Annotated in this window: 27 protein-coding genes and 1 tRNA gene; 15 read left to right on the forward strand and 13 right to left on the reverse strand. The window is 70.1% G+C overall.

What is annotated here, in order from left to right:
- Nucleotides 1-3: 3 nt before the first annotated feature.
- The 4 genes from ABFX55_RS35920 (at nt 4) to serS (ending at nt 3,887) form a co-directional block, all read left to right on the forward strand.
- Nucleotides 4-1,188, forward strand: a complete 1,185-nt coding sequence (locus ABFX55_RS35920; protein WP_346127307.1) for a glycosyltransferase 87 family protein — start codon at nt 4-6, stop codon at nt 1,186-1,188.
- A 13-nt stretch (nt 1,189-1,201) separates the two neighbouring features.
- A complete protein-coding gene (locus ABFX55_RS35925) occupies nt 1,202-1,618 on the forward strand; it encodes a DUF4446 family protein (RefSeq protein WP_346127309.1) in 417 nt (138 codons plus the stop codon).
- A gap of 13 nt (nt 1,619-1,631) precedes the next feature.
- Nucleotides 1,632-2,552 carry a prephenate dehydratase gene (pheA, locus tag ABFX55_RS35930; RefSeq protein WP_346127311.1) on the forward strand — a complete coding sequence of 307 codons (921 nt, stop codon included), beginning with the start codon at nt 1,632-1,634 and terminating at the stop codon, nt 2,550-2,552.
- Nucleotides 2,553-2,624: 72 nt separating this feature from the next.
- Nucleotides 2,625-3,887, forward strand: a complete 1,263-nt coding sequence (gene serS / locus ABFX55_RS35935; RefSeq protein ID WP_346127312.1) for a serine--tRNA ligase — start codon at nt 2,625-2,627, stop codon at nt 3,885-3,887.
- On the opposite strand, the gene ABFX55_RS35940 is transcribed toward serS, so the two are convergent.
- Entirely contained in the window at nt 3,880-5,241 is a 1,362-nt protein-coding gene (locus ABFX55_RS35940; RefSeq protein ID WP_346127314.1) for a hypothetical protein, read from the reverse strand. The genes serS and ABFX55_RS35940 overlap by 8 nt on opposite strands.
- Nucleotides 5,242-5,356: 115 nt before the next feature.
- Entirely contained in the window at nt 5,357-5,902 is a 546-nt protein-coding gene (locus ABFX55_RS35945; RefSeq protein ID WP_346127315.1) for a TetR/AcrR family transcriptional regulator, read from the reverse strand.
- 89 nt (nt 5,903-5,991) lie between these two features.
- Between ABFX55_RS35945 and ABFX55_RS35950 the strand changes: the two genes are divergently transcribed.
- Nucleotides 5,992-7,134 carry an FAD-dependent oxidoreductase gene (locus tag ABFX55_RS35950; protein ID WP_346127317.1) on the forward strand — a complete coding sequence of 381 codons (1,143 nt, stop codon included), beginning with the start codon at nt 5,992-5,994 and terminating at the stop codon, nt 7,132-7,134.
- A 66-nt stretch (nt 7,135-7,200) separates the two neighbouring features.
- On the opposite strand, the gene ABFX55_RS35955 is transcribed toward ABFX55_RS35950, so the two are convergent.
- Entirely contained in the window at nt 7,201-7,404 is a 204-nt protein-coding gene (locus ABFX55_RS35955; RefSeq protein ID WP_183652851.1) for a cold-shock protein, read from the reverse strand.
- Between the two features lie 225 nt (nt 7,405-7,629).
- Between ABFX55_RS35955 and ABFX55_RS35960 the strand changes: the two genes are divergently transcribed.
- Nucleotides 7,630-8,439 carry an HAD family hydrolase gene (locus ABFX55_RS35960; protein ID WP_346127318.1) on the forward strand — a complete coding sequence of 270 codons (810 nt, stop codon included), beginning with the start codon at nt 7,630-7,632 and terminating at the stop codon, nt 8,437-8,439.
- Here ABFX55_RS35960 and ABFX55_RS35965 read toward each other — a convergent pair.
- Nucleotides 8,430-8,951: a bacterial proteasome activator family protein gene (locus tag ABFX55_RS35965; protein ID WP_346127320.1), complete on the reverse strand. Its 522-nt coding sequence runs from the start codon at nt 8,949-8,951 to the stop codon at nt 8,430-8,432. The two genes, ABFX55_RS35960 and ABFX55_RS35965, sit on opposite strands and share 10 nt — an antisense overlap.
- A 5-nt stretch (nt 8,952-8,956) precedes the next feature.
- Nucleotides 8,957-9,913 carry an NAD(P)H-quinone oxidoreductase gene (locus ABFX55_RS35970; protein WP_346127321.1) on the reverse strand — a complete coding sequence of 319 codons (957 nt, stop codon included), beginning with the start codon at nt 9,911-9,913 and terminating at the stop codon, nt 8,957-8,959.
- A 115-nt stretch (nt 9,914-10,028) separates the two neighbouring features.
- On the opposite strand from ABFX55_RS35970, the gene ABFX55_RS35975 reads away from it, so the two are divergent.
- Genes ABFX55_RS35975 through ABFX55_RS35985 form a run of 3 tightly spaced genes read left to right on the forward strand, consistent with a single transcriptional unit; the run spans nt 10,029 to nt 12,114 of the window.
- Entirely contained in the window at nt 10,029-11,006 is a 978-nt protein-coding gene (locus tag ABFX55_RS35975) for a hypothetical protein (protein WP_346127323.1), read from the forward strand.
- A 10-nt stretch (nt 11,007-11,016) separates the two neighbouring features.
- The gene (locus ABFX55_RS35980) at nt 11,017-11,817 is read left to right on the forward strand and encodes a MinD/ParA family ATP-binding protein (RefSeq protein WP_346127324.1); all 801 of its coding nucleotides are present in this window, start codon (nt 11,017-11,019) and stop codon (nt 11,815-11,817) included.
- Nucleotides 11,818-11,865: 48 nt separating this feature from the next.
- Entirely contained in the window at nt 11,866-12,114 is a 249-nt protein-coding gene (locus ABFX55_RS35985; RefSeq protein WP_346127325.1) for a hypothetical protein, read from the forward strand.
- Between the two features lie 25 nt (nt 12,115-12,139).
- On the opposite strand, the gene ABFX55_RS35990 is transcribed toward ABFX55_RS35985, so the two are convergent.
- Nucleotides 12,140-12,229 (reverse strand) — tRNA-Ser (locus ABFX55_RS35990).
- Nucleotides 12,230-12,312: 83 nt separating this feature from the next.
- Here ABFX55_RS35990 and ABFX55_RS35995 point away from each other — a divergent pair.
- Both ABFX55_RS35995 and ABFX55_RS36000 read left to right on the forward strand, forming a co-directional pair.
- Nucleotides 12,313-12,618, forward strand: coding sequence for an STAS domain-containing protein (locus ABFX55_RS35995; RefSeq protein ID WP_346127327.1), 306 nt, complete (start codon nt 12,313-12,315; stop codon nt 12,616-12,618).
- A gap of 14 nt (nt 12,619-12,632) precedes the next feature.
- On the forward strand, nt 12,633-13,445 hold the full coding sequence (locus ABFX55_RS36000; RefSeq protein ID WP_346127328.1) for a BtrH N-terminal domain-containing protein: 813 nt from the start codon (nt 12,633-12,635) through the stop codon (nt 13,443-13,445).
- Here the strand turns inward: ABFX55_RS36000 and ABFX55_RS36005 are convergent.
- From ABFX55_RS36005 to ABFX55_RS36015, 3 genes are read right to left on the reverse strand one after another with little or no spacing between them, the layout of a single operon-like run.
- Nucleotides 13,428-14,099, reverse strand: a complete 672-nt coding sequence (locus tag ABFX55_RS36005; RefSeq protein ID WP_346131358.1) for a TIGR03943 family putative permease subunit — start codon at nt 14,097-14,099, stop codon at nt 13,428-13,430. The two genes, ABFX55_RS36000 and ABFX55_RS36005, sit on opposite strands and share 18 nt — an antisense overlap.
- 5 nt (nt 14,100-14,104) lie before the next feature.
- Nucleotides 14,105-15,085 carry a permease gene (locus tag ABFX55_RS36010; protein WP_346127329.1) on the reverse strand — a complete coding sequence of 327 codons (981 nt, stop codon included), beginning with the start codon at nt 15,083-15,085 and terminating at the stop codon, nt 14,105-14,107.
- 17 nt (nt 15,086-15,102) lie between these two features.
- Nucleotides 15,103-15,996, reverse strand: coding sequence for an NUDIX hydrolase (locus tag ABFX55_RS36015; RefSeq protein ID WP_346127331.1), 894 nt, complete (start codon nt 15,994-15,996; stop codon nt 15,103-15,105).
- 81 nt (nt 15,997-16,077) lie between these two features.
- Here ABFX55_RS36015 and ABFX55_RS36020 point away from each other — a divergent pair, with 81 nt between their 5' ends.
- Nucleotides 16,078-17,013: a DUF4328 domain-containing protein gene (locus tag ABFX55_RS36020; protein ID WP_346127332.1), complete on the forward strand. Its 936-nt coding sequence runs from the start codon at nt 16,078-16,080 to the stop codon at nt 17,011-17,013.
- A gap of 10 nt (nt 17,014-17,023) precedes the next feature.
- Here ABFX55_RS36020 and ABFX55_RS36025 read toward each other — a convergent pair whose 3' ends face one another.
- Genes ABFX55_RS36025 through ABFX55_RS36035 form a run of 3 tightly spaced genes read right to left on the reverse strand, consistent with a single transcriptional unit; the run spans nt 17,024 to nt 19,165 of the window.
- The gene (locus tag ABFX55_RS36025) at nt 17,024-17,371 is read right to left on the reverse strand and encodes a hypothetical protein (RefSeq protein ID WP_346127333.1); all 348 of its coding nucleotides are present in this window, start codon (nt 17,369-17,371) and stop codon (nt 17,024-17,026) included.
- A gap of 37 nt (nt 17,372-17,408) precedes the next feature.
- Nucleotides 17,409-18,479, reverse strand: a complete 1,071-nt coding sequence (locus ABFX55_RS36030; RefSeq protein ID WP_346127334.1) for a sensor histidine kinase — start codon at nt 18,477-18,479, stop codon at nt 17,409-17,411.
- Entirely contained in the window at nt 18,476-19,165 is a 690-nt protein-coding gene (locus tag ABFX55_RS36035) for a response regulator transcription factor (protein WP_346127335.1), read from the reverse strand. The genes ABFX55_RS36030 and ABFX55_RS36035 overlap by 4 nt, the downstream gene beginning before the upstream one ends.
- Before the next feature lie 59 nt (nt 19,166-19,224).
- On the opposite strand from ABFX55_RS36035, the gene ABFX55_RS36040 reads away from it, so the two are divergent.
- Genes ABFX55_RS36040 through ABFX55_RS36050 form a run of 3 tightly spaced genes read left to right on the forward strand, consistent with a single transcriptional unit; the run spans nt 19,225 to nt 20,255 of the window.
- The gene (locus tag ABFX55_RS36040) at nt 19,225-19,389 is read left to right on the forward strand and encodes a hypothetical protein (protein ID WP_346127336.1); all 165 of its coding nucleotides are present in this window, start codon (nt 19,225-19,227) and stop codon (nt 19,387-19,389) included.
- The gene (locus ABFX55_RS36045; RefSeq protein WP_346127337.1) at nt 19,390-19,611 is read left to right on the forward strand and encodes a DUF6412 domain-containing protein; all 222 of its coding nucleotides are present in this window, start codon (nt 19,390-19,392) and stop codon (nt 19,609-19,611) included.
- Between the two features lie 29 nt (nt 19,612-19,640).
- Nucleotides 19,641-20,255 carry a YidC/Oxa1 family membrane protein insertase gene (locus tag ABFX55_RS36050; protein WP_346127338.1) on the forward strand — a complete coding sequence of 205 codons (615 nt, stop codon included), beginning with the start codon at nt 19,641-19,643 and terminating at the stop codon, nt 20,253-20,255.
- Here the strand turns inward: ABFX55_RS36050 and ABFX55_RS36055 are convergent.
- Nucleotides 20,225-20,584, reverse strand: a complete 360-nt coding sequence (locus tag ABFX55_RS36055; protein WP_346131359.1) for an ATP-binding protein — start codon at nt 20,582-20,584, stop codon at nt 20,225-20,227. The genes ABFX55_RS36050 and ABFX55_RS36055 overlap by 31 nt on opposite strands.
- Between the last annotated feature and the right edge of the window lie 71 nt (nt 20,585-20,655).

Raw genomic sequence — 20,655 nt, forward strand, 5'->3', positions numbered from 1 at the left:
ATCGTGACAGGTGGTGGAGCGCCCTCGATCAGGCGGCGGTGGTGGCTGTGGCCGCTGGCCGCGGTGCTCGTCGTGCTGGCCGTGTGGCCGCTCGTCGAGACGTGGCTGACCAACGCGGACGACCAGCGCCTCGTCGACCTCGACGTCTACCGCACCGGCGGGCAGATGCTGCTGGAGGGGCGTCCGGTCTACGACTTCTTCACCCCCGCGCCGCAGCTGCTGCCCTTCACGTATCCGCCGGTCGCGGCGCTGCTGGCCGTACCGCTGGCCTGGATGTCGTGGGAGACGGCGCAGTGGGTGTGGACGGCCGGCGTCTTCGCCGCGCTGGCTGTCACCGTCGGCTTCGCGTTCAGGCAGGTGAACAGGAACCCGCTGGTGTTCGCGTTCCTCATGGTGGCGTGCGCCTACCTGATGCCGATCCGCGACCAGGTGCGTTTCGGGCAGGTCGACATCCTGCTCGTGGCGCTGTGCCTGGCTGACTGCGTGGCGAAGCGGCCGTGGTGGCCGCGCGGGTTCCTGATCGGCCTGGCCACGGCGGTGAAGCTCACGCCCGGCGTCTTCCTCATCTACCTGCTGGTCACCAGGCAGTGGAAGACGTTCTGGATGGCGGCCTTCTCCACCGCGGCGTTCACGCTGATGCCGTTCGCGGTCATCCCCCGCGACGCGGTCGACTTCTGGTTCAGGGCCCTGCTCGACCCCGAGCGCCTGGGCGCGAACGCGGCCACCACCAACCAGTCGATGCGCGGCATGCTGATCAGGCTCTACCTTCCCGAGTGGCTGACGTCGGTGCTCTGGCTCGCGCTCGTGGCCGTCGTCGCGTGGTACGGCTTCCGCTACGCCCGCCACGCCTTCGAGAGGCTCGACACCATGACCGCGGTCGCGCTGACCGGGCTCATGGCCGTGCTGCTGTCGCCCGTCGCCTGGATCCACCACCTGGCCTGGGTGGTCGTCGTCCTCGGCGCGCTGGTCGGCGACGGACGCGACGTGGTGCGCCTGCGGGTGGCCGCGGGCGTGTGGCTCTTCTACGTGGTGCCGATCCCCTGGTGGGGGGTTGCGATCAAGGCGGCCGAGATCCCGGTCGTCAGCCCGGTCATCGGCAAGATCGTGCAGAACGCCTTCGGGCTGGGCGCGATAGCCCTCGTCTGGCTGCTCGGGGTCTGGTTGCCCAAACGACGCCAGATCTTGTGACACTCTTGGTGATGTGCTGATTACTCTCTGGATGATCGTGGGCGTGCTCGCGGGGGTCAGCGGCGTCGTCATCGGATATGTGGCACTCAGGCAGGCGCGAGCGGCCGTCGACGACTGCCAGCGGATGATCACCAGGCAGGCCGGCGAGAGCAGGGGCGACCTCAAGGCCATCCGCGACGTCGCGGTCTACCGCTACGACGCGCTGGCGGAGATGACAGGGCGGCTCTCCTTCTCCGTCGCGATGATCAACGGCCTAGGCGACGGCATCGTGCTCACCTCCATCAACGGCCGCTCCGAGACACGCACCTACGTGCGTCCCGTCGTGGGCGGGAAGGGGCAGCAGCAGCTGTCCCCAGAGGAGGAGGAGGCGGTGCGCGCGGCCAGGCTCGGCCTCGGTCCCGAGTTCGAGCCCCAGATGGCAAGACGTTGACTACCCTGTAGGTATGTCTCGCCTCGCCTACCTGGGGCCAGAGGGCACCTTCACCGAAGAGGCCCTGCGGCTCATGGAGCCAAACGCCGAGCGCCTGCCCTGCGCCACAGTCAGCGCCGCGCTCAACGCGTGCCGCTCAGGCGAGGCCGACGGCGCCGTCGTCCCGCTGGAGAACTCACTCGAGGGCGCCATCACCACCACGCTCGACGAGTTCGCCTGGGGTGAGCCGCTGCTCATCTCCGCCGAGCTCCTGCTGCCCGTGCGCTTCTCCCTGCTGGCCAGGCCCGACACCTCGCTCTGGCACATCAAGCGCGTCTACACCCACCCCGCCGCGATCACCCAGTGCAGGGCCTTCCTCGCGCGCGAGTTGCCCGACGCCGTGGTCGTCGCCGCGCCGTCCACGGCCGCCGCCGCCCAGGAGGTGTCGCTGCCCGGCTCGCCGTACGACGCCGCCATCGCCGCGCGCATCGCAGGGGAGCACTACGGGCTGGTCGAGGTGGTGGCCGACATCGGCGACCGCTCCGACACCGAGACCCGGTTCGTCAGGGTGTCGCGCCCAGGGCCGCTGCCCGAGCCGACCGGCTCCGACCGCACCACGCTCGTGGTCTTCCTGGCCGACGACCATCCTGGCGCGCTGCTGGAGATGCTGACGGAGTTCTCGATGCGCGGGGTCAACCTGAGCCGCATCGAGTCGCGCCCCACGGGCGAGGGCATCGGCCGCTATTTCTTCCACTTCGACTTCGAGGGCCATGTGGCCGACGCCCGTGTCGGCGAGGCGATCTCGGGGCTGCACCGCGTCTGCGGCGAGGTCCGCTTCCTCGGCAGTTACCCGCGGGCCGACGGCGTGGCGCCCCAGATCAAGCGCGGCACGGCCGACACCGAGTTCGCCGAGGCGAGCGACTGGCTGGCGCGCGTGCGCGCGGGTCAGGTGTGAGCGAGCGCCTCGACGCCGTGCCGTACGGGATATCGGGTGTGGGAGCACTGCGCACCTAGGTAGCCTTGGGGGGTGATTGACCTGCGTACCCTTCGTGAGGACCCCGACCGGCTACGGGCGTCGCAGCGTGCCCGCGGTGAGGACGACACCGTCGTCGACACGCTGCTCGACCTCGACGAGCGCCGCCGCGCCGCGCTGACCTCCTTCGAGTCCCTGCGCGCCGAGCAGAAGTCCATGGGCAAGTCGGTCTCCAAGGCCTCAGGCGAGGAGAAGCAGGCGCTGCTCCAGCGGGCCAAGGAGCTCGCGGGGCAGGTCAAGTCGGCGGAGGCCGAGGCCGAGAAGCTGGCCGTCGAGCTCGAGGAGCTCATCGGCACGATCCCCAACATCGTCCAGCCCGAGGCGCCCCACGGCGGCGAGGACGACTACGTCGTGCTCGAGACCGTGGGCGAGCCCCGCGCGTTCGACTTCGAGCCGCGCGACCACCTGGAGCTGGGCGAGCTGCTCGGCGCCATCGACATGGAGCGCGGCGCCAAGGTCTCGGGCTCGCGCTTCTTCTTCCTGCGCGGCGCAGGGGCGAGGCTCCAGCTCGGCCTGCTCAACATGGCCATGCAGCAGGCGATCGAGTCGGGCTTCGTCCCGATGATCACGCCCGTGCTGGTCAAGCCGGAGACCATGGCGGGCACCGGTTTCCACGTCGCGCACGACAAGGAGATCTACCGCCTGCCCGAGGACGACCTCTACCTCGTCGGCACCTCCGAGGTCTCGCTGGCCGGCTACCACGCCGACGAGATCCTCGACGGCTCGCAGCTGCCGCTGCGCTACGCGGGCTGGTCGTCCTGCTTCCGCCGTGAGGCGGGCTCCTACGGCAAGGACACCCGCGGCATCATCCGCGTCCACCAGTTCGACAAGGTGGAGATGTTCTCCTACGTGCGCCCCGAGGAGGCGGCGGAGGAGCACCAGCGGCTGCTGGCGTGGGAGAAGGACATGCTGGCGAAGATCGAGGTGCCCTACCGCATCATCGACACGGCCGCCGGCGACCTGGGCATGTCCGCGGCCCGCAAGTTCGACTGCGAGGCGTGGATCCCCACCCAGGGGCGCTACCGCGAGCTGACCTCGACGTCCAACTGCACCGAGTTCCAGGCCCGCAGGCTCGGCGCCCGCTTCCGCGACAAGGACGGCAAGCCCCAGCACCTGGCCACGCTCAACGGCACGCTGGCCACGACGCGCTGGATCGTCGCCATCCTCGAGAACCACCAGCAGGCCGACGGCTCCGTCGTGGTCCCCAAGGCCCTGCGCCCCTACGTCGGGCTCGACGTCCTGGAGCCGATCAAGTAGCGGTCCGCCTGGCGGCGACCAGCCCGGTCGCCGCCGTGGCCAGCCCGAGGACGACGGAGAGGCCGAGCGCCGTACCGTGGTCCTCGGGCCAGCCCGCGCTCCACCCGTGGAACGGCAGCGCGACCGCGAGCGCGGTGAAGACCCCCGCCCCGAACGCCGCCGTCAGCTCCCTCGCCTTCAACCCCGCGACCCCTGCCAGTCCCAGCAGGGTGATCAATGCGAGGATCAGAGCCAAGATCCCGAGCACGCCTGTCACCAGGGCTCCCCTGCCTTCGCCTGCGCCAAGTGGCAGCATCGTCGCGCAGGCGCAGGAGACGACGGTGATCGCGACCGTGATCGCGACAGATCTACGTGGTCTGCTGACCCCCAGCGCCAGCGCGAACACGCCCAGCCCGGCGAGGACGGCGACAGCGTTCTCGTCATCCACCTGCCAGGCGAACCGGCGCAGCGGGGTCGCGTCGGCCTCGGACACGTTGTCGCTCCTGCCGAATCCGAGTCGCCGCCACGCGCCCGCCTCGTTCCTCACCGCGACCCCGTCGAGCCCGTTGGCGACCACCACCACGTGCCCGCCCGGCCTTCGCTGCACGGCCAGCGTGACCGAGGCGATCGGTCTGACCGGGTCGTGGCCGGCGCGCCCGAAGATGTCGTAGGGCTCGGGCGCCAGCGCCCGTTCCAGGAGGTGCACCCGGCCGGACGGCACCTCCCATGAGGGTCGCCAGGTCCTTCCACCGTCGTCGGACTCCTCGACCTTCATCAGGCCCTTGACGATCCGGTAGCAGCGCTGTCCCTGTCCGTGCACGCAGGCGGCGGACTGGGCCGTGTCCCTGCCATCGGGCCGAGTCGGGCGAGGGGTCCAGGTGGCCCCGCCGTCCAGGGAGAGCAGGTCGATCTCGCGTCCCTCCACCTTGGTGACGATCGCCGTGCCCTCGATCCAGACGTCCCTGGAGGCGGGGACCGGCGGCACCGCCGAGGTGGCGGTGACGGCGAGGACGGCCAGGGGGAGGGCGATGAGGGTTCTCGTTCTGGTGGGGACCTCGTGGGCGTGGCAGCGGACCCACCAGGCGAGGGCGAGGGCGGGCAGGGCCAGCAGGTCCGTGGGATCGGCCAGGACACGCGAATGGCCCGCCACCAGGGTCCAGGCCTGGGAGGCCGCCTCCGCGCCCGTTTCCGTGGTCTTGACGGCCGCGAAGAGGGCTCCCGTCAGCAGGACGGCCGCGGCGTCGGCCCCGCGGCGCAGGAGGAGGGCCAGGAGGGGCGGGGCGACGAGGAGGCCGGCGACGTCGCTCAGCTTGCCGGTGACGAACCCGGGCCAGGCCTGCTTGAGCAGATGATCGTTGACCAGTAAGACGATCACCGAGACGAGGGTCACGGGGTGGCACAGCCAGGCGTACCTCATGCCCGGTTGGAGGGCGGGGGCCTGGCAGGGGTTCGCGAGAGGGGACATTCGTGCCGTACCCGTGATCCTTCTGTCATTCGGTGAGATAGCGCTGGAGGGTCGGACCGAGCCAGGCGACGACCTCCTCGCGCGTCATGGCCATGACGGGCGGCAGGCGCAGGACGTAGCGGGTGAGCGCCAGGCCGAGGATCTGCGAGGCGGCCAGGCCCGCGCGGGTGGGCGCCGTGGCCGGGTCGGGGCAGAGGCGGGCGGCGAGCGGGCCGAGCTGGGCGGCGAAGATCTCGCGCATCCGCTCGGCGGCGGCCTCGTTGGTGACGCCGGTGCGCAGCAGCACCTGAAGGGCCTCGCTGGTCTCCCACAGGTCGAGGAAGTGGCCGACCATCGCCGTGCCGACCTGTTCGCGCGGCGTCGAGGCCAGGTCGGGGAAGCGCAGGTCGAAGTGGGCGGCGGCGGCGAAGAGCTTCTCCTTGTTGCCGAAGTAGCGCATCACCATGGCCGGGTCGACGCCCACGTCGCCGGCGATGGCCCTGATCGTGGCCTTCTCGTACCCGTCGGCGCCGAAGCGCTCGCGGGCGGCGGCCAGGATCGCGGCCTTGGTGTCCTCGGACGATCTCCTCATGTCAACAACTGTAGGCCAACAAGTGTTGACATGACTAGGCGGGCGGGGCGATAGTGATGCCAACAAGCGTTGACCAAGTGGAGGGCATCATGAACGTCACCACCGACGTGCTCGTCATCGGAGCGGGGCCCACGGGGCTCGCCGTCGCCGTCTCCCTCGTCCAGCAGGGGTTCGACGTCACGATCGCCGACGACCAGGCCGAGGGGGACAACACCTCGAGGGCGGCCGTCGTGCACGCCCGCACGCTGGAGGTGCTGGAGCCGCTCGGCGTCACGAAGAAGATGACGGGGCTCGGCATCCACTCGCCGCGCTTCACGATCAGGGACAGGGACAGGGTGCTCGTCCCTGTGGACTTCTCGCGGCTGCCGACCCCCTATCCCTACACGCTGATGATCTCCCAAGCCGACACCGAGCGGATCCTCCTGGACAGGTTCGAGGAGCTCGGCGGGCGGGTCGCCAGGCCGTACAGGGTGGTGGCCGTGGAGCAGGACGCCGAGGGGGCGACGGCGACCTTCGCCGACGGCAGCCAGGTGCGGGCCGGCTACCTGGTCGGCGCGGACGGCATGCACAGCACCGTGCGCGAGCAGGTGGGGATCGGCTTCACCGGCGGCACCTACGCCGAGTCGTTCTCCCTGGCCGACGTACGGCTCAGCGGCGGCGTGCCCGCCGACGAGGTCGAGCTGTTCTTCTCGCCCGACGGGCTCGTGGTGGTCGCGCCGCTGCCAGGGGGCACGTTCAGGATCGTGGCCACCGTCGAGGAGGCGCCGGAGCGTCCCGACGTGGCCTTCGTGCAGCGCCTGCTCGACGCGCGCGGCCCCGTGAAGGAGCGCGTGGTGGTCGAGGAGGTCGTCTGGGGCTCGCGCTTCAGGGTGCACCACAGGGTCGCCGACGCCTACCGCTCGGGCCGGGTGGTGCTGGCGGGCGACGCGGCCCACGTGCACAGCCCGGCGGGCGGGCAGGGGATGAACGCGGGGCTCCAGGACGCGGCGGCCCTGGGCGAGGCGCTGGGACAGGCGCTCCGCAGCGGCTCGGCGGCCCCGCTCGACGCCTACGCGGCGGTGAGGCGGCCGGTGGCCGAGCAGGTGGTGGCGTTCGCCGGAAGGCTCACGGCGCTGGCGACGGTGGACCGCAGGCTGCGTCCGCTGCGCAACCTCGTGCTGAGGGGCCTGGCGGTGCTGCCGCCCTTCCGCAGGAAGCTCGCGTGGCGGCTGTCGGGGCTGGTGTATCGGTGACGGCCCCTGGAGACGAAAAGAGCCGGGGATCCGAAGATCCTCGGCTCTTATCTCGTAGCTATCAGGTCAGATGGCACGGACCTGGGAGGCCTGCGGCCCCTTCTGTCCCTGCGTGATCTCGAACTCGACCCGCGCCCCGTCTTCAAGGCTGCGGTAGCCGTTGCCGACGATCTCGGAGAAGTGCACGAACACGTCCGGCGCACCGCCGTCCGGGGCGATGAAGCCGAAGCCCTTCTCAGCGTTGAACCACTTGACGGTTCCCTGAGCCATAAAAGCTCTCCCTCAGGATGTGTATCTATGGGACCCGCACCTCGCGAATCCCGGTGTGTCGTATACAGCAGGCACCCGGGGTGGCTCAGACAATCACATGCCGGTTTTCACTACGGGATCAGCTAATACAACGCCATCACATCTAACACCATTCCGCCGCCTTGGTGTTCCCTCTGCCACGAAGATTTCTGGACTGCGGCATCACAGGGCAAACTGGAAGCTGTTATGCCGAGCCTCTCCGCCGCCCCGCGACTGGTGGCCACCGACCTCGACGGAACCGCTCTGCGCACCGACGGAACCGTCTCCTCCCGCACCGCCGCCGCCTTCGCCGACGTGGAGCGAACTGGGGCGATGCTGGTGTTCGTCACCGGCCGTCCGCCCAGGTGGATGAGTGTGGTCGCCGACGCCGTACGCCATCGCGGACTTGCCATCTGCGCCAATGGCGCCCTTGTCTACGACCTGCACACCGAACGGATAGTCGAGTCGCACCTCATCGAGCCCGACGTGCTTGGAGAGGTGGTCGCTCAGCTTCGAGCGAACGTGCCCGAACTGGCATTTTCGGTCGAGTACGAAGGTGGATTTGCGCACGAGTCGGATTTCCGGCTGGGCGGCATGGACAGCAAGGCGGTGGCGGGCCTCAGAGTGGGCGCCTCGACGCTCACCTCGCGTCCGTGCGCCAAACTCCTGGCACTTCATCCCGAGATGGACCCCGACAGCCTGCACGATGCCGTCCAGGATCTCGTGGGGCACCTGGTGACCGCGACGCACTCGAGCGGCAGGGCGCTGATCGAGATGAGCGCGCAGGGCGTGACGAAGGCCTCCGCCCTGGCCGCGCTGTCGACGAGGAACGGGATCAAGCCGGACGAGGTGATCGCGTTCGGGGACATGCCGAACGACCTGCCCATGCTCGCCTGGGCAGGCACCTCGTACGCGGTCGCCAACGCCCATCCCGACGTGCTCGCCGCGGTCGACCATGTGACCGCGGCGAACGACGAAGACGGCGTGGCCCTCGTGCTGGAGAACCTCTACAGGTAAGGACCCGTGCCGCTGGGCCGGTGGCTCTCCTGGGCCATCCCGCCGGGCAGCGCCTTGCGCATCTGCTCCAGTTGGGCCCTGGCGGCCATCTGCTGCGCGAACAGCGTGGTCTGGATCCCGTGGAACAGACCTTCGAGCCAGCCGACCAGCTGAGCGTGCGCGATGCGCAGCTCGGCGTCGCTCGGCGGCGTGCCGTTGTCGTCGGTGAAGGGCAGCGACAACCGTTCGAGCTCATCGACCAGTTCGGGCGCCAGACCGTCCTCGAGCTCCTTGATGGAGCTCTCGTGGATCTCCTTCAGCCGCTTGCGGCTGGCTTCGTCAAGAGGCGCGGCTCTGACCTCCTCCAGCAGAGTGCGGATCATGCTGCCGATGCGCATCACCTTGGCGGGTTGCTCGACCAGGTTGGCGATCGACCGCTCCTCTTGCTCACCGTTCTCAGCGCTATCGCCCTGGGCGCTGAAGCCCTCGGGTCCCACCACCACGATGTGGGGGGCGTTCTCCTCAGCGTTCATAGCTCTCAACCTACTAGCAGGATCTTTCCGACGTGCTCTCCTGAATCGAGCATCTCGTGCGCCTTGGCGGCCTCGGCCATGGGCACCTGCGCGTGCACGACCGGCCTGACGGCGCCCGCCGACACCAGCGGCCAGACATCGCCGACGACGCCGCGCACGACCACGCCCTTCTCGGCTGTCGGCCTGGATCGGAGCGTGGTGCCGTGCACCGCGGCTCGCTTCCTGGTCAGCATGTGGAGATCGAGCTCGCCCTTGGCGCCGCCCTGGAGACCGATCACGACCAGCCGTCCGCCCGTCTTGAGAGCTTTGACGTTCCCTGGGAGATATTTGGCGCCCATGATGTCGAGGATCACGTCCGCCTCGACCCGCTCGGCGAAGTCCTCGGTCCTGTAGTTGATCGCCTCGTCGGCCCCCAGCTCCAGGCAGCGTTCGGCCTTCTCCTGAGAGCCGACGGTCACCACCACGCGCGAGCCGAACGCCTTGGCGATCTGGATCGCCGTCGTGCCGATGCCGCTCGCGCCGCCGTGCACCAGCAGCGTCTCCCCGCGCCGCAGCCTGGCCGTCATGAAGACGTTGGACCAGACGGTGCAGACCGTCTCGGGCAGCCCCGCCGCCTCGGTCAGCGACAGTCCCTCGGGCGCGGGCAGCACCTGCTCCCACGGGACGGCGACGCGCTCGGCGTACCCGCCCCCGGACAGCAGGGCGCAGACCCTGTCACCCACCGCGAACCCGACCACGTCGGGACCGACCTCCGAGACCACCCCCGAGCACTCGAGCCCCGGATACGGGGAGGCGCCGGGCGGTGGGTCATAGAAACCTAGCCGTTGGATGACATCCGCCCTGTTGACCGCGGAGGCAGTGACATCGATCACGACTTCTCCCCGCTCAGGGCGCGGATCCGACACCTCCTGCCACTCCAGAACCTCGGGTCCGCCGGGCTTGGTGATGACAATCGCTCGCATGTGACCCAAGGTAGCGGGGCAGGGAAGTTGCGGGTTGCCTGCGTTCAACGGAACACGGGGCGTTAATGTGCAATGTGTTTGCTGCCCCTTTACGCCCATCCCGAGGGGGAACACGGTGGCACGACACGATCGTGAAGAGTCTCTCGAGGAACAGCTCGCGTGGCTCGACGCCATCAAGGAGACCGACGAGGAACCCGTCAAGGTCAGCGCCAAGACCGGCGCCGTGGCCACGGACGAGACCGTCGTTTCGCCATACCCGAAGGACCCCTGGCTGTCGGTGCCCACCGAGCAGGACACTCCGACCCCGCCCCTGTTCAGGGCCGCGGTCGACTCCGTGTACGGCCAGGCCGCGGCGGAGGAGCTGCCCGCCGAGGAGGTGGAGGCGGCCGAGTGGTTCGAGTCCTCGGTCGAGGCCGAGCGGCCTCCCACGTTCGGCAGGGACGACGACGACGCCTTCCTCGCGCCGTTGAAGCCGCTTCCCCGCCCCGACGACACCGACTCCTACCGGATGGGCGCCTTCGACCCGCAGGCGGAGGAGCGTCCCGAGCCCCAGAGCAGCATGTTCGACCCGCTGCCGCCCGAGGAGCGCACCGACCCTTCGTGGCCGCGCCCGCCGTGGCCACAGCCGGCGGCCGAGAGCTTCGAGGGCATCGCCGACGTCGAGACCGTTCAGGGCGAGCTGGTCCCCGACGACGACACTCCCGAGCCCGGCCTGCCGCGGCACGAGGAGCCGGAGCCCAGGTTCGACGCCTTCCGCTTCGACGACCCCCTGCCGCGTGAACCCCGCGTCAGGGAGGAGCCGCGCAGGGAGGAGCCCCGGCACAGGGAGGAGCCGCCCTCGTTCGAGCGGGCGAGCTTCGCCGAGCCGCCGTCGGTGGAGGTGGCCGTGCAGGAGGAGCCGTTCCCCGTACGCCGCCGCCCGCAGCCGCCGGTTCCCGCCTTCGCCGTGCCGGCCCGTCCCGCCGCCGGCGACAGGCCCACCGCCGAGAGCCTCGACCCTGACTCTCTGCTGCGCGGTCGCCGCAACGCCCCCCTCCAAGGGCTGGCGCCGGCTGATCTACAAGGCCTCCGCCGGGTGGATCAAGCCAGGTGAGCCCGCCGAGGTGCGTCGCCGTCGCGCCCTGGTCGCCAGGGCCCGCACACCCGTCGCGACGGGACACCACCGCGTCGCCGTGCTCAGCCTCAAGGGCGGCGTCGGCAAGACCACCACCACGGTCGGTCTCGGCGCCACGCTCGCGCAGGTCCGCGGCGACAGGGTGATCGCGGTCGACGCCAACCCCGACCGCGGCACGCTCTCCGACAAGCTGGAGCTGGAGACCTCGGCGACGGTTCGCGACCTGCTGAACGAGCGCGCCCAGGTCAAGCGCTACGTCGACATCAGGGCCTTCACCTCGCAGGCTTCCTCACGCCTGGAGGTGCTCGCCTCCGACCGCGACCCCTCGGTCTCCGAGGCGTTCAGCGCCGCCGACTACCAGCAGGTCGCCCAGGTGCTGGAGAACTTCTACTCCATCTGCATCACCGACTGCGGCACAGGGCTGCTCCACTCGGCGATGTCGGGCGTGCTCGGGCTGGCCGACCAGATCGTGCTGGTCAGCTCGCCCTCGGTGGACGGCGCGAGGGCCGCCTCGGCGACGCTCGACTGGCTGGAGGCCCATCACTACGGCGACCTGGTGAGAGACGCCACGGTGGTGCTGTGCAGCGTGCGGCCGAGGTCGAAGTCGGCCGTGGACATCGCCAAGCTCGAGGCGCACTTCGCGGCGCGCTGCCGTACGGTCATCCGCGTGCCGTACGACCCGCATCTGGAGGAGGGCGCCGAGATCGACCTCGACCGGCTGCAGGAGCCGACGAGGGAGGCGTATCTGCAGCTCGCCGCGGCGGTCGGGGACGGCTTCGCGGGGATGTGAGGCGAGAGAAGCCCTCCGCTCGCCTCCCCCTGGTGAGACAATCCCCGCATGCAACGCTTCGAGCGCCTCACTCTCGAGGAAGCGCGCAACCTGAGCCGCAACCAGCTGCTCCCCCGGATCGAGGACGAGCAGAAGTACTGGTACGAGCGCATCAACGGCGGGCAGATGCGGGTCGGCGACGACCGCGCGTTCAAGACCTTCAACGAGATCATGCACGTCGTCATCAACTCGGACACGCGGGCGCCGCAGGATCAGGACCACTGGACGAAGCCGCTCGGCGAGCTGGGTGACCTCTAGGCCGCAGGCGCGGCCTGGAGGTCGATGGCGGAGGGTAAGGGATTCGAACCCTTGAGGCCATCGCTGACCTGGCCGCTTTCAAGGCGGCTGCACTCGTCCACTATGCGAACCCTCCAGTGCGCACACCACCTTAGCGGCTAACGCTCGATGCGGCAGGGGTGTACCTTCGGAGAAGGCTCCTGAGCGGGAGGCACCTCGTTGGCGGAACTCACTGTGGCGGTGGAGCGCTCCCCTGGAGCAGCGATCGTGAGCCTCCACGGAGATCTCGACAAGGTCTCCGCACCCGTGCTGCGGGAACAGCTCGTGCTCCTGCACGACGAGAGGGTCCACACGATCGTCATCGACGCGGCGGGCCTGGCCTTCTGCGACTCCAGCGGGCTGTGGGTGCTGATCGAGCACCAGCGCCTGGTGCGCGAGCACGGCGGCAGTCTGCGGCTCACCGGCGTGCACGGCGTGCTGCGCAGGGTGCTCGACGTGACAGGGCTCAACGCCGCCTTCATCTGAGGAGATCTCCCCGCATGCACCGCGAGTCCCACCTGCTCCGCGCCCTGCTCGGCACCCATTCCGAGGCGATGTGGCTCGGCCTCGGCGGCGGCATCGGGTTCATGTGCTTCGTCTTCAGGTACAAGGGCCGTCCGCCGATGCTGACCGTCGTCGCCCAGGCGCACCCCGAGCCGATGATCGGCAAGGCGCTCGCCCGTACGGGGGTGCCGCACGAGGTCAGGCAGACCGGCTCGCCCAGGGTGGCCGAGCGGAACCTGCGGGCCGCGCGGGACACCGGCGTCCAGGTGATCTGCAGGATCGGGCAGGACCCCTACGACGTGGCCGTGCTCGGCTTCGAGGGTGACACGGTCGTGCTCCTCGACGGGCAGATGCCGGTGGCCGCGTTCATGAGCGAGTGGTCGGCCTCGAAGAAGAACAGGCACCACCTGACGGAGATCACCGGCCCGCCCTCCGCCGAGCCCGACCTCAAGGCGGCGATCAAGGACACCGCGGCCAAGCTGACGGGCTCCGTGCTGGGCAACGCCTTCGACGTCAACTTCGGGCTGTCCGGCATGCGGAGGCTCGCCGAGCACCTGGCCGACCCAGAGGTGCTGGAGAGCGCGAGGCGACGGCTGCCCGAGTGCCTGGAGACGGAGTACACCGCTCCCGGCGCCACCAGGCCGCTCTACGCCGACTTCCTCGACGAGGCGGGCGGCCATCCGGCCGCCCCTCTCTACCGGACGGCAGGCGAGCTGTGGTCGCAGGTGGCTCGCGATCCCTCTCCGGAGCTGGTGCTACGGGCCGCGGAGGTCGAGGAGGAGGCCGCCGACCTACTCGTAAGGTTCTGACGGGGCGTCGACCCTCTCCACCGCTGTGGCGTCGAGCTCGGCGTAGACGATGCCGGTGGCGTTGTCGTCCACCTCGGTGGGCACCCAGGTGCCCGTGACCATGACCCAGGAGTCGGGCGTGGGCTGCGGCACGCCGCGCACGATCACCTTCAGCGCGTAGGCGTCGGCGGCGCAGCAGGCCAGCTGCATCCTGGTGACGAACCACTGCCCCTTCTTCTTGGACGGCGTGACGAACCCGGTCAGCTTGACCGTCCTGTCCTTGAGCGTCTGGTTGGAGTCGCTGAAGACCCTGCCGATGAACTCGCTCATCTTCATCTCGGTCGCCCCCGCGGCCTGCAGCGGCGCGTAGGCGTCGAGGACCTGCGGCGGAGGCGGCGCCTCTGACCTGGCGGCGGCGAACGACCCGAGCGCGGGCGGCGCGATCAGGAAGACCGCGAACACCGGCAGGCACAGCAGCCAGGCCACCCTCGGCCCGTGATGGTGCTCGGCGGATCGGCGGACCAGCCCCAGCAGCCCGATCGCGAAGATCACCAGCCCGGCCGCGACGAGGAAGGGCCGAAAGCCAGGCTTGACGTAGTTGACGTAGGTGGTGGAGAAGGCCGAGATCCTCAGGAGCGCGCCGCCGAGCAGCATCAGCACCAGGTTCTGCGACATGCGGTTCACAGCAGGATCCATCCGACGACGACGCTCGCCACCACGGCGAACACCAGGGTGACCGGGACGAACCTGACCGCGAACGCCTTGCCGAACGTCCCGGTCTGGAGCGCGATCAGCTTGAGGTCGACCATCGGCCCGACCACCATGAACGTCAGCTTCGCCGTGGGAGAGAAGGCCGACATCGAGGCCGCCACGAACGCGTCCGCCTCCGAGCAGATCGACAGCAGCACGGCGAGCGCCGCGAGCACCAGCACCGCCAGCCACGGCACCTCCGCCACCGCCGTCAGCCACTCGCGCGGCACCACGACGTTGAGCGTGGCGGCGGCCAGCCCGCCCACGATCAGGAAGCCGCCGGCATGCAGGAGGTCGTGCCGCATCGCCTCGAGGAACGAGCCGTGGTGATGGGCGCGGTTGCGGATCCACTCGGTCTTTCCGAACCGCAGCCACAGCCAGCCCACCCCCACGGCCGCCACCAGCGAAGCGGCGAAGCGCGCGAGCACCATCAGCGGCTCGTTGGGAAAGGCCACGGCGGTGGCGACCAGCACGACCGGGTTGATCGCGGGCGAGGACAGCAGGAACGCCAGCGCCGCCGCCGGCGTGACGCCCCGCTTGATCAGCCCCGAGGCCACGGGGACCGAGGCGCACTCACACCCCGGCAGCACCGCTCCGGCCAGGCCCGCCACGGGCACCGCCACCGCGGGCCGCTTCGGCAGCGCCCTGGTCCAGAAGGCGGGAGGCACGAACGCCGCGATGGCCGCCGACAGCGCCACGCCGAACACGAGGAACGGCAGGGCCTGCACGCAGATCGCCACGAAGATCGTGGCCCACGTCTGCAGCGCGGGCGCGGTCAGGTGCGGTGCGAGCAGGAACCTGCCCGCGAGCAGTGCCGCGATGATCGCGAGGAACAGCCAGGGAACCTGGGCGGCGGAGCGCGGCCTGCCCCATTCGTCGGGCGGGATCTCGAGTGTCCGGGGGACAGACATGGACACATGCTGCCAGCTCAGAGCCGGTCGAGCAGCCACTTCGGACCGGCGACCAGCGCGCCGAGCCCTGTCACCAGCTCCCTCAGCGCCTTGTCCGCGGTGATGACGAGCACGCGCTCCCACGGCTTCGCCTGCCGTACGACCTCGACGATCGTGTCGTCGCCGCTGCCCGGCGCGTGGACGACGGAGATGCCCTCCACCTTGTCCGCGCCGCGCGCCGCGCCCTCCACGACCGCGACCACGCGAGGGAACCACCGGGTCAGCACCTCGTGCGGCAGGCTCTTGCCCGCCGCGTCGGTCAGCAACCTGGAGGCCGCTCCCCTGCGGTCCTTCCACCAGCCGTGCTCTGCTCTCGCTCCGACGATGTTGGCGACGTCGAGCACCACCAGCCCCGGCTCGAGCGCGGCCTGGACCGTCGGCCACGTGTGGGCGAAGCCAGGGTGCAGCCGCTTCTTCTCGATCTCCGGAGGGGTGAGCCAGCGCAGGTCGGCGCTCTCACTGTTGCCGGGTACGGCGTGCAGCAGCGTCTCTGCCTCGGCGATCACGGTGTCGAACGCCCATCCGCCGTGGTCGTCGTGGTAGACGCCGCGCACGTGCAGCTCGTCGAGCTTGAGCACGGCCTCCTCGCCCGCCTCGCGCAGCGCGGCGTCGACGGGGTCCTCGTGGCTGTCGCACGCCCCTCCGAGCAGGCCCCAGGTGCCGCCGTGGTGACTCCAGAGGGACCGCTTCTGCATCAGGACGTGGGCGACGCCCTCCTCATCGCGGTGGACGGCCAGCAGCCCCGCCGCGCCGTACGTGCCCCAGTGCCTGTGACCCTGCCGACAGATCGTCCACCCGTCGCCGTCCTTGGTCGCCACCCTCGCCTCCCCGTCGCCGACCTCCAGTCTTCCCGATGGCAGCCATATGACCATGGTCCGACGCGAAGATCATCTGTTTTCCTGCTCATGAACCGCCATACTGGCGATCATCTTGCCGCCGTCGAAGGATCCGTGGTGCCCCCTCCCTTCCTGCGCCCCGTCCGGCCGTTAGCCGTACTCGCGGTCGTGATGATCGTCCTGGTCGTCGCCGCGTCCACGGCGATGTCGATCGCCCACCTGCTCCACGGGGAGAGCTGGCGGCTCAGGTACCAGCTGATCCTCATCCCCGCCGGGTTCGCCTACGTGTGCTGGCTGGCTCGCGCCCGCGCCAACGCGCACGCGCTCTCTCCAGGGGTCGTCCACACCTACGCCGCGCCGTTCATGGTCCTCGGCTGGATCCTGCCCGTCGTCAACCTGTTCGTCCCGAAGGGGATCGTCGACGACATCCGAGCCACCTCGCGACCCGGCGGCCAGGCCCCGGGCACGGACCTGTTCAGAGTCCGCCGCTCCCGGCTGGTCTGGGCCTGGTGGCTGAGCTGGCTGGGGATGCTCGCCGTCCACGCGTACTCGGTGCGGGCGGTCCCAGGCCCGGTCGTGTCGGTGCTCACGATCGCGCTGTCGCTCGCCGCGGGCTCCCTCGCGATCCGGATCGTATGGACGATCACACGCCGGCAGGAGGAGGCGCGCACCAGTGGCGGGTTCGTGCCCGCCCAGCGGCTCGGCCTCGTCCCTCTCGTCGTGCGCGACCACGACGAGGCTCTCGCCTTCTACGTCGGGACACTCGGCTTCGACCTGTGGGAGGACAGGCAGGGCGGCGACGGCGAGCGGTGGGTGACCGTGCGCCCGCGCCACGCGAGGGAGACCGCGCTGCTGCTGACCCGCGGCGACGCTCCCGCGAGAGAGGGCCGGCTGGTCCTCCACACCGACGACTTCGACCTCGACCATGGAAGGATGCTGTCGGCGGGCGTCACCTTCGACGCCGCTCCCCGCAGGGAGTTCTACGGCACGGTCGCGCCCTTCACCGACCCCGACGGCAACCGCTGGGACCTCCTGTCCTCTCCCGCCCGCTGAGCCGTGCTCGTCACGCGGCGGCGACCACGGCGGTGAAGGTGACCAGTTGCAGGAGAAGCTGGGTGACGGCGAGTGCAGGGCGTAGCCACGTCATCGCCTGCCACCTGGCAGGCAGCACGATCGCGAGCAGGCCGGCGGCGGCGCTGCCACAGAAGGCCCACCAGGCCAACGACAGCAGCCCGCTCGAGCCGAGATCGCACTGCTCCCCGTAGGTGAGGCATCGGGAGAACGCGTAGGTGCTCAGGACGTAGACCCAGGCCAGCACGCTGGTGGGGACCAGCGTGACGGTACCGATCACCGCGCACCTGCGCCAGCCGTCCCACCGGGCCTGGCGCGGGGGGTTCGCGTTCACTGTCATGCGGCCACCCAACCAGATCCCGCACGCGCGCCGGCTACTAGGGGGCGAGGGGCAGGCGGATCTCGAAGCGGCATCCCGGGGCCTGGTTGGCGACGGAGACGCTGCCTCCGTGAGCGGCGACCAGGCCGTGGGTGATCGCCAACCCCAGGCCCGCTCCCCCGTCCCTCGTCGGCGTGCGGGCCCTCTCCCCGATGAAGGCGACGTCGAACACCCTCGGCAGGTCCTCTTCGGGGATCCCGCCACAGGCGTCGGTCACCGCCAGGCAGGCCAGGCCGTCCTCCACGGAGACGCGCACAGCGACCGTTCCCCCTTCGGGGGTGTGCCTGATCGCGTTCACCACCAGGTTGCGCAGCGCTCTTCCCAGAGCTCCCGCGTCGGCCGACACGGGGGCGACGGCGGGCGTGGCGCACAGCCGTACCCCCTTGGCCAGGGCCAGAGCCTCCACTCCCGCCACGACGTCGGCCACCAGATCGCCCAGTCCTGTCCTGGTCCTGTTCAGGCGCAGCGACCCGGCGTGGATGCGGGAGAGCTCGAACAGGTCGTCCACCATCGCCGAGAGCCGCTCGACCTCCAGCCTGATCTGGGTGGGGTACCTGCGGGCGTCGCCGACCCCGTCCTCCAGCGCCTCGGCCATGGCTCTCATCCCGGCCAGCGGGGTGCGCAGGTCGTGGCTCACCCAGGCGACCAGCTCCCTGCGCGCCCCCTCGAGGGCGCGTTCGCGCGCGTACGACTCCTCCAGGGTGCTGGCGATGGCCCGCAGTTCTGCGGGCAGCCCCGGCGGGGCGACGAAGGAGGGTTCGCGCACCGCGGCCGCCAGCCGCCTGCTCGCCGCCACGATCTGCCTGGCCACCACGAAGGCCACGGCGAGGCCCACGAGGCCGCCCACAGCCACCACGCTGAGCACCAGGTCCCTCGCTGCGGCGTCGATGGCCATCCGCATCGTGATCGCCGCGACGCCCACCACCGTGGCCAGCACCGCGACGGCCACGACGACGGCGAGCATGACGCCGATGGAGCGGGTGCGCAGCCGCCACATCAGCGCGAGACCGGCCGCCGCCACGACCACGCCGAGCCCGGCGGTGACGGCCACGATCTCCAGGAGGGTCATGACAGCGGCTCGTACCTGTAGCCGACGCCCCAGACGGTGACGATCCTGCGCGGCACCGTGGGGTCGGGCTCGACCTTCTCGCGCAGCCGCCGCACATGGACGGTCACCGTGGAGGAGTCGCCGAACGACCACCCCCACACCTGGTCGAGCAGGGCCGCCCTGCTGAAGGCCTGGCGCGGGTTGCGCATGAGGTAGGCCAGCAGGTCGAACTCGCGCGCGGTCAGGAGGATCTCCTTCTCGCCGAGCCGTACCTCGTGGGCGCCCACGTCCACGACCAGGTCGGCGTCGCGCAGCACCCCGCTGCCGCCGGTGACAGAGGCGCCGCGCGCCCTGCGCAGCACCGACTGCACGCGCAGCGCCAGCTCGCGCGGGCTGAACGGCTTGGTCACGTAGTCGTCGGCGCCAGTCTCGAGGCCGACCACGCGGTCGATCTCCTCGCCGAGCGCGGTGAGCATGATCACCGGCACCGGCCAGCGCTCCCTGAGCTTCTTGCAGACCTGAAGGCCGTCGAGCTTCGGGAGCATGAGGTCGAGCACCATCAGGTCGGGCGGATCGGCCAGCGCCCTGCGCAGCGCCTCGGCTCCGTCGCCCACGCACTCGACCTGGTGACCGTCGCGCTCGAGGTAACGCGCCACCACCTCGGCGACGGTCGGATCGTCATCGACGACCAGGATGCGGGTGCTCACCCAGTCACGGTACGGCTAACTGCCTCGCGCACGCATGGTCCAGGACGTACGGTGGCCCTATGGGTCGAATGGTCATGCTCGTCGTGGGCGCGCTTCTGGCGCTTTGGGTGCTTTTCACGTTCATCCTGCCCATGCTCATGGGCTTGCTGCAGCTCGCGCTGATCGTCGGCGTCATCGGCGTGATCGTCTTCGTCGCCGTCACCCTGGTGGGCAGGTCCAGGTAGGTGTTCCATTTCGCGCTGGCGGATCCCGCCGGCCTGGTGCTGATCGCCGGGCTGGTGCTGGTCCTGCTCGCCGTCTGGGCGAGCAGCGTGCTCGTCGCCCAGCAGGGCGGCACGCCGACCTTCCCCATGGCCTACGCCAGGAAGTCGGCCTTTCCTCGCCAGTGCGATCCTGACGCGGCGGGCAGACCGCGTCCACGAGCTCCGTCATCGCGCTCCTTCTAGAAACCGAGACCTTTCTATGAGGAGTTGCGATGATCGATTCTTTTGTCATGCTCATCACCGGCTTCGGCGGTAACACCGCGCTGGTGATCGTGCTGTTCACGCTGGCCGTACGGCTGCTGCTGCTGCCTCTCAGCATCAAGCAGGCGCGCGCCGCCAAGATCCGGATGCGGCTCGCGCCGCGCATGCAGGAGCTGCAGAAACGCCACAGCCGCGATCCCGAGCGGCTCAGCAAGGAGATGTCGGCCCTCTACGCCAAGGAAGGCACCTCGCCCTTCGCGGGATTCGGTCCCGCGCTGGCGCAGATGCCGTTCCTCTGGCTGATGTATCAGGTCGCCACCCACCCCCTGATCGGTACGGACCTGCTCGGTCAGCACCTGGCGGTGGTGGTGGCGAAGTACGGCCTCATCAGCTGGCCCGTGCTGGCTTTCGCCGGCGTCATCGTCGCGATCGCGCTGATCGCCTGGTACACCTCCCGCAGGATGGAGGCAGGGCAGTTCAAGATCCTCAAACTGCTGCCCTACGGCACGGTGATCGCCGCTGCCGTGCTGCCGCTGGCGGCGGGGATCTACCTGCTGGTCTCGACCGCATGGACGGCCGGCGAGCGCCGGGTGCTCTACCCGGCTTCCTTGAGCGCGGCGACCTGACCGTTGGCGTGCGGGGCGGGGAGCACGGCCCATACCGTGGTCGTCTCCCCGTCGTGCCGGACGCCCCAGCTCTCCGCGACATATTCGACAATGCCGAGGCCGCGCCCGCCGAGTGAGGACATCGTGGGACGGCCCGCGCGCGGCTCGGTCGCCGCGCCTCCGTCACTCACAGCCACCTCGACGTGATCGTCAGTCCACAGCCACGCCACCCTGACCATGCCAGAGGTCAACGGTCGCGCATGCCGTAGCGCGTTGCTCAGCAGCTCGCTCACCACCAGGACCGCATCATCGATCGCGGTGGCGTAGACCCCCCCACTCCTGCAGGTCAGTGCAGAGACGCTGGCGCGCGACGGCGACGCTGGACAGTGCGTACGGCAACATCACGACGCTCGACACACCC

It is taken from the genome of Nonomuraea roseola, from assembly GCF_039535395.1.
In the GTDB taxonomy this organism is placed as follows: domain Bacteria; phylum Actinomycetota; class Actinomycetes; order Streptosporangiales; family Streptosporangiaceae; genus Nonomuraea; species Nonomuraea roseola.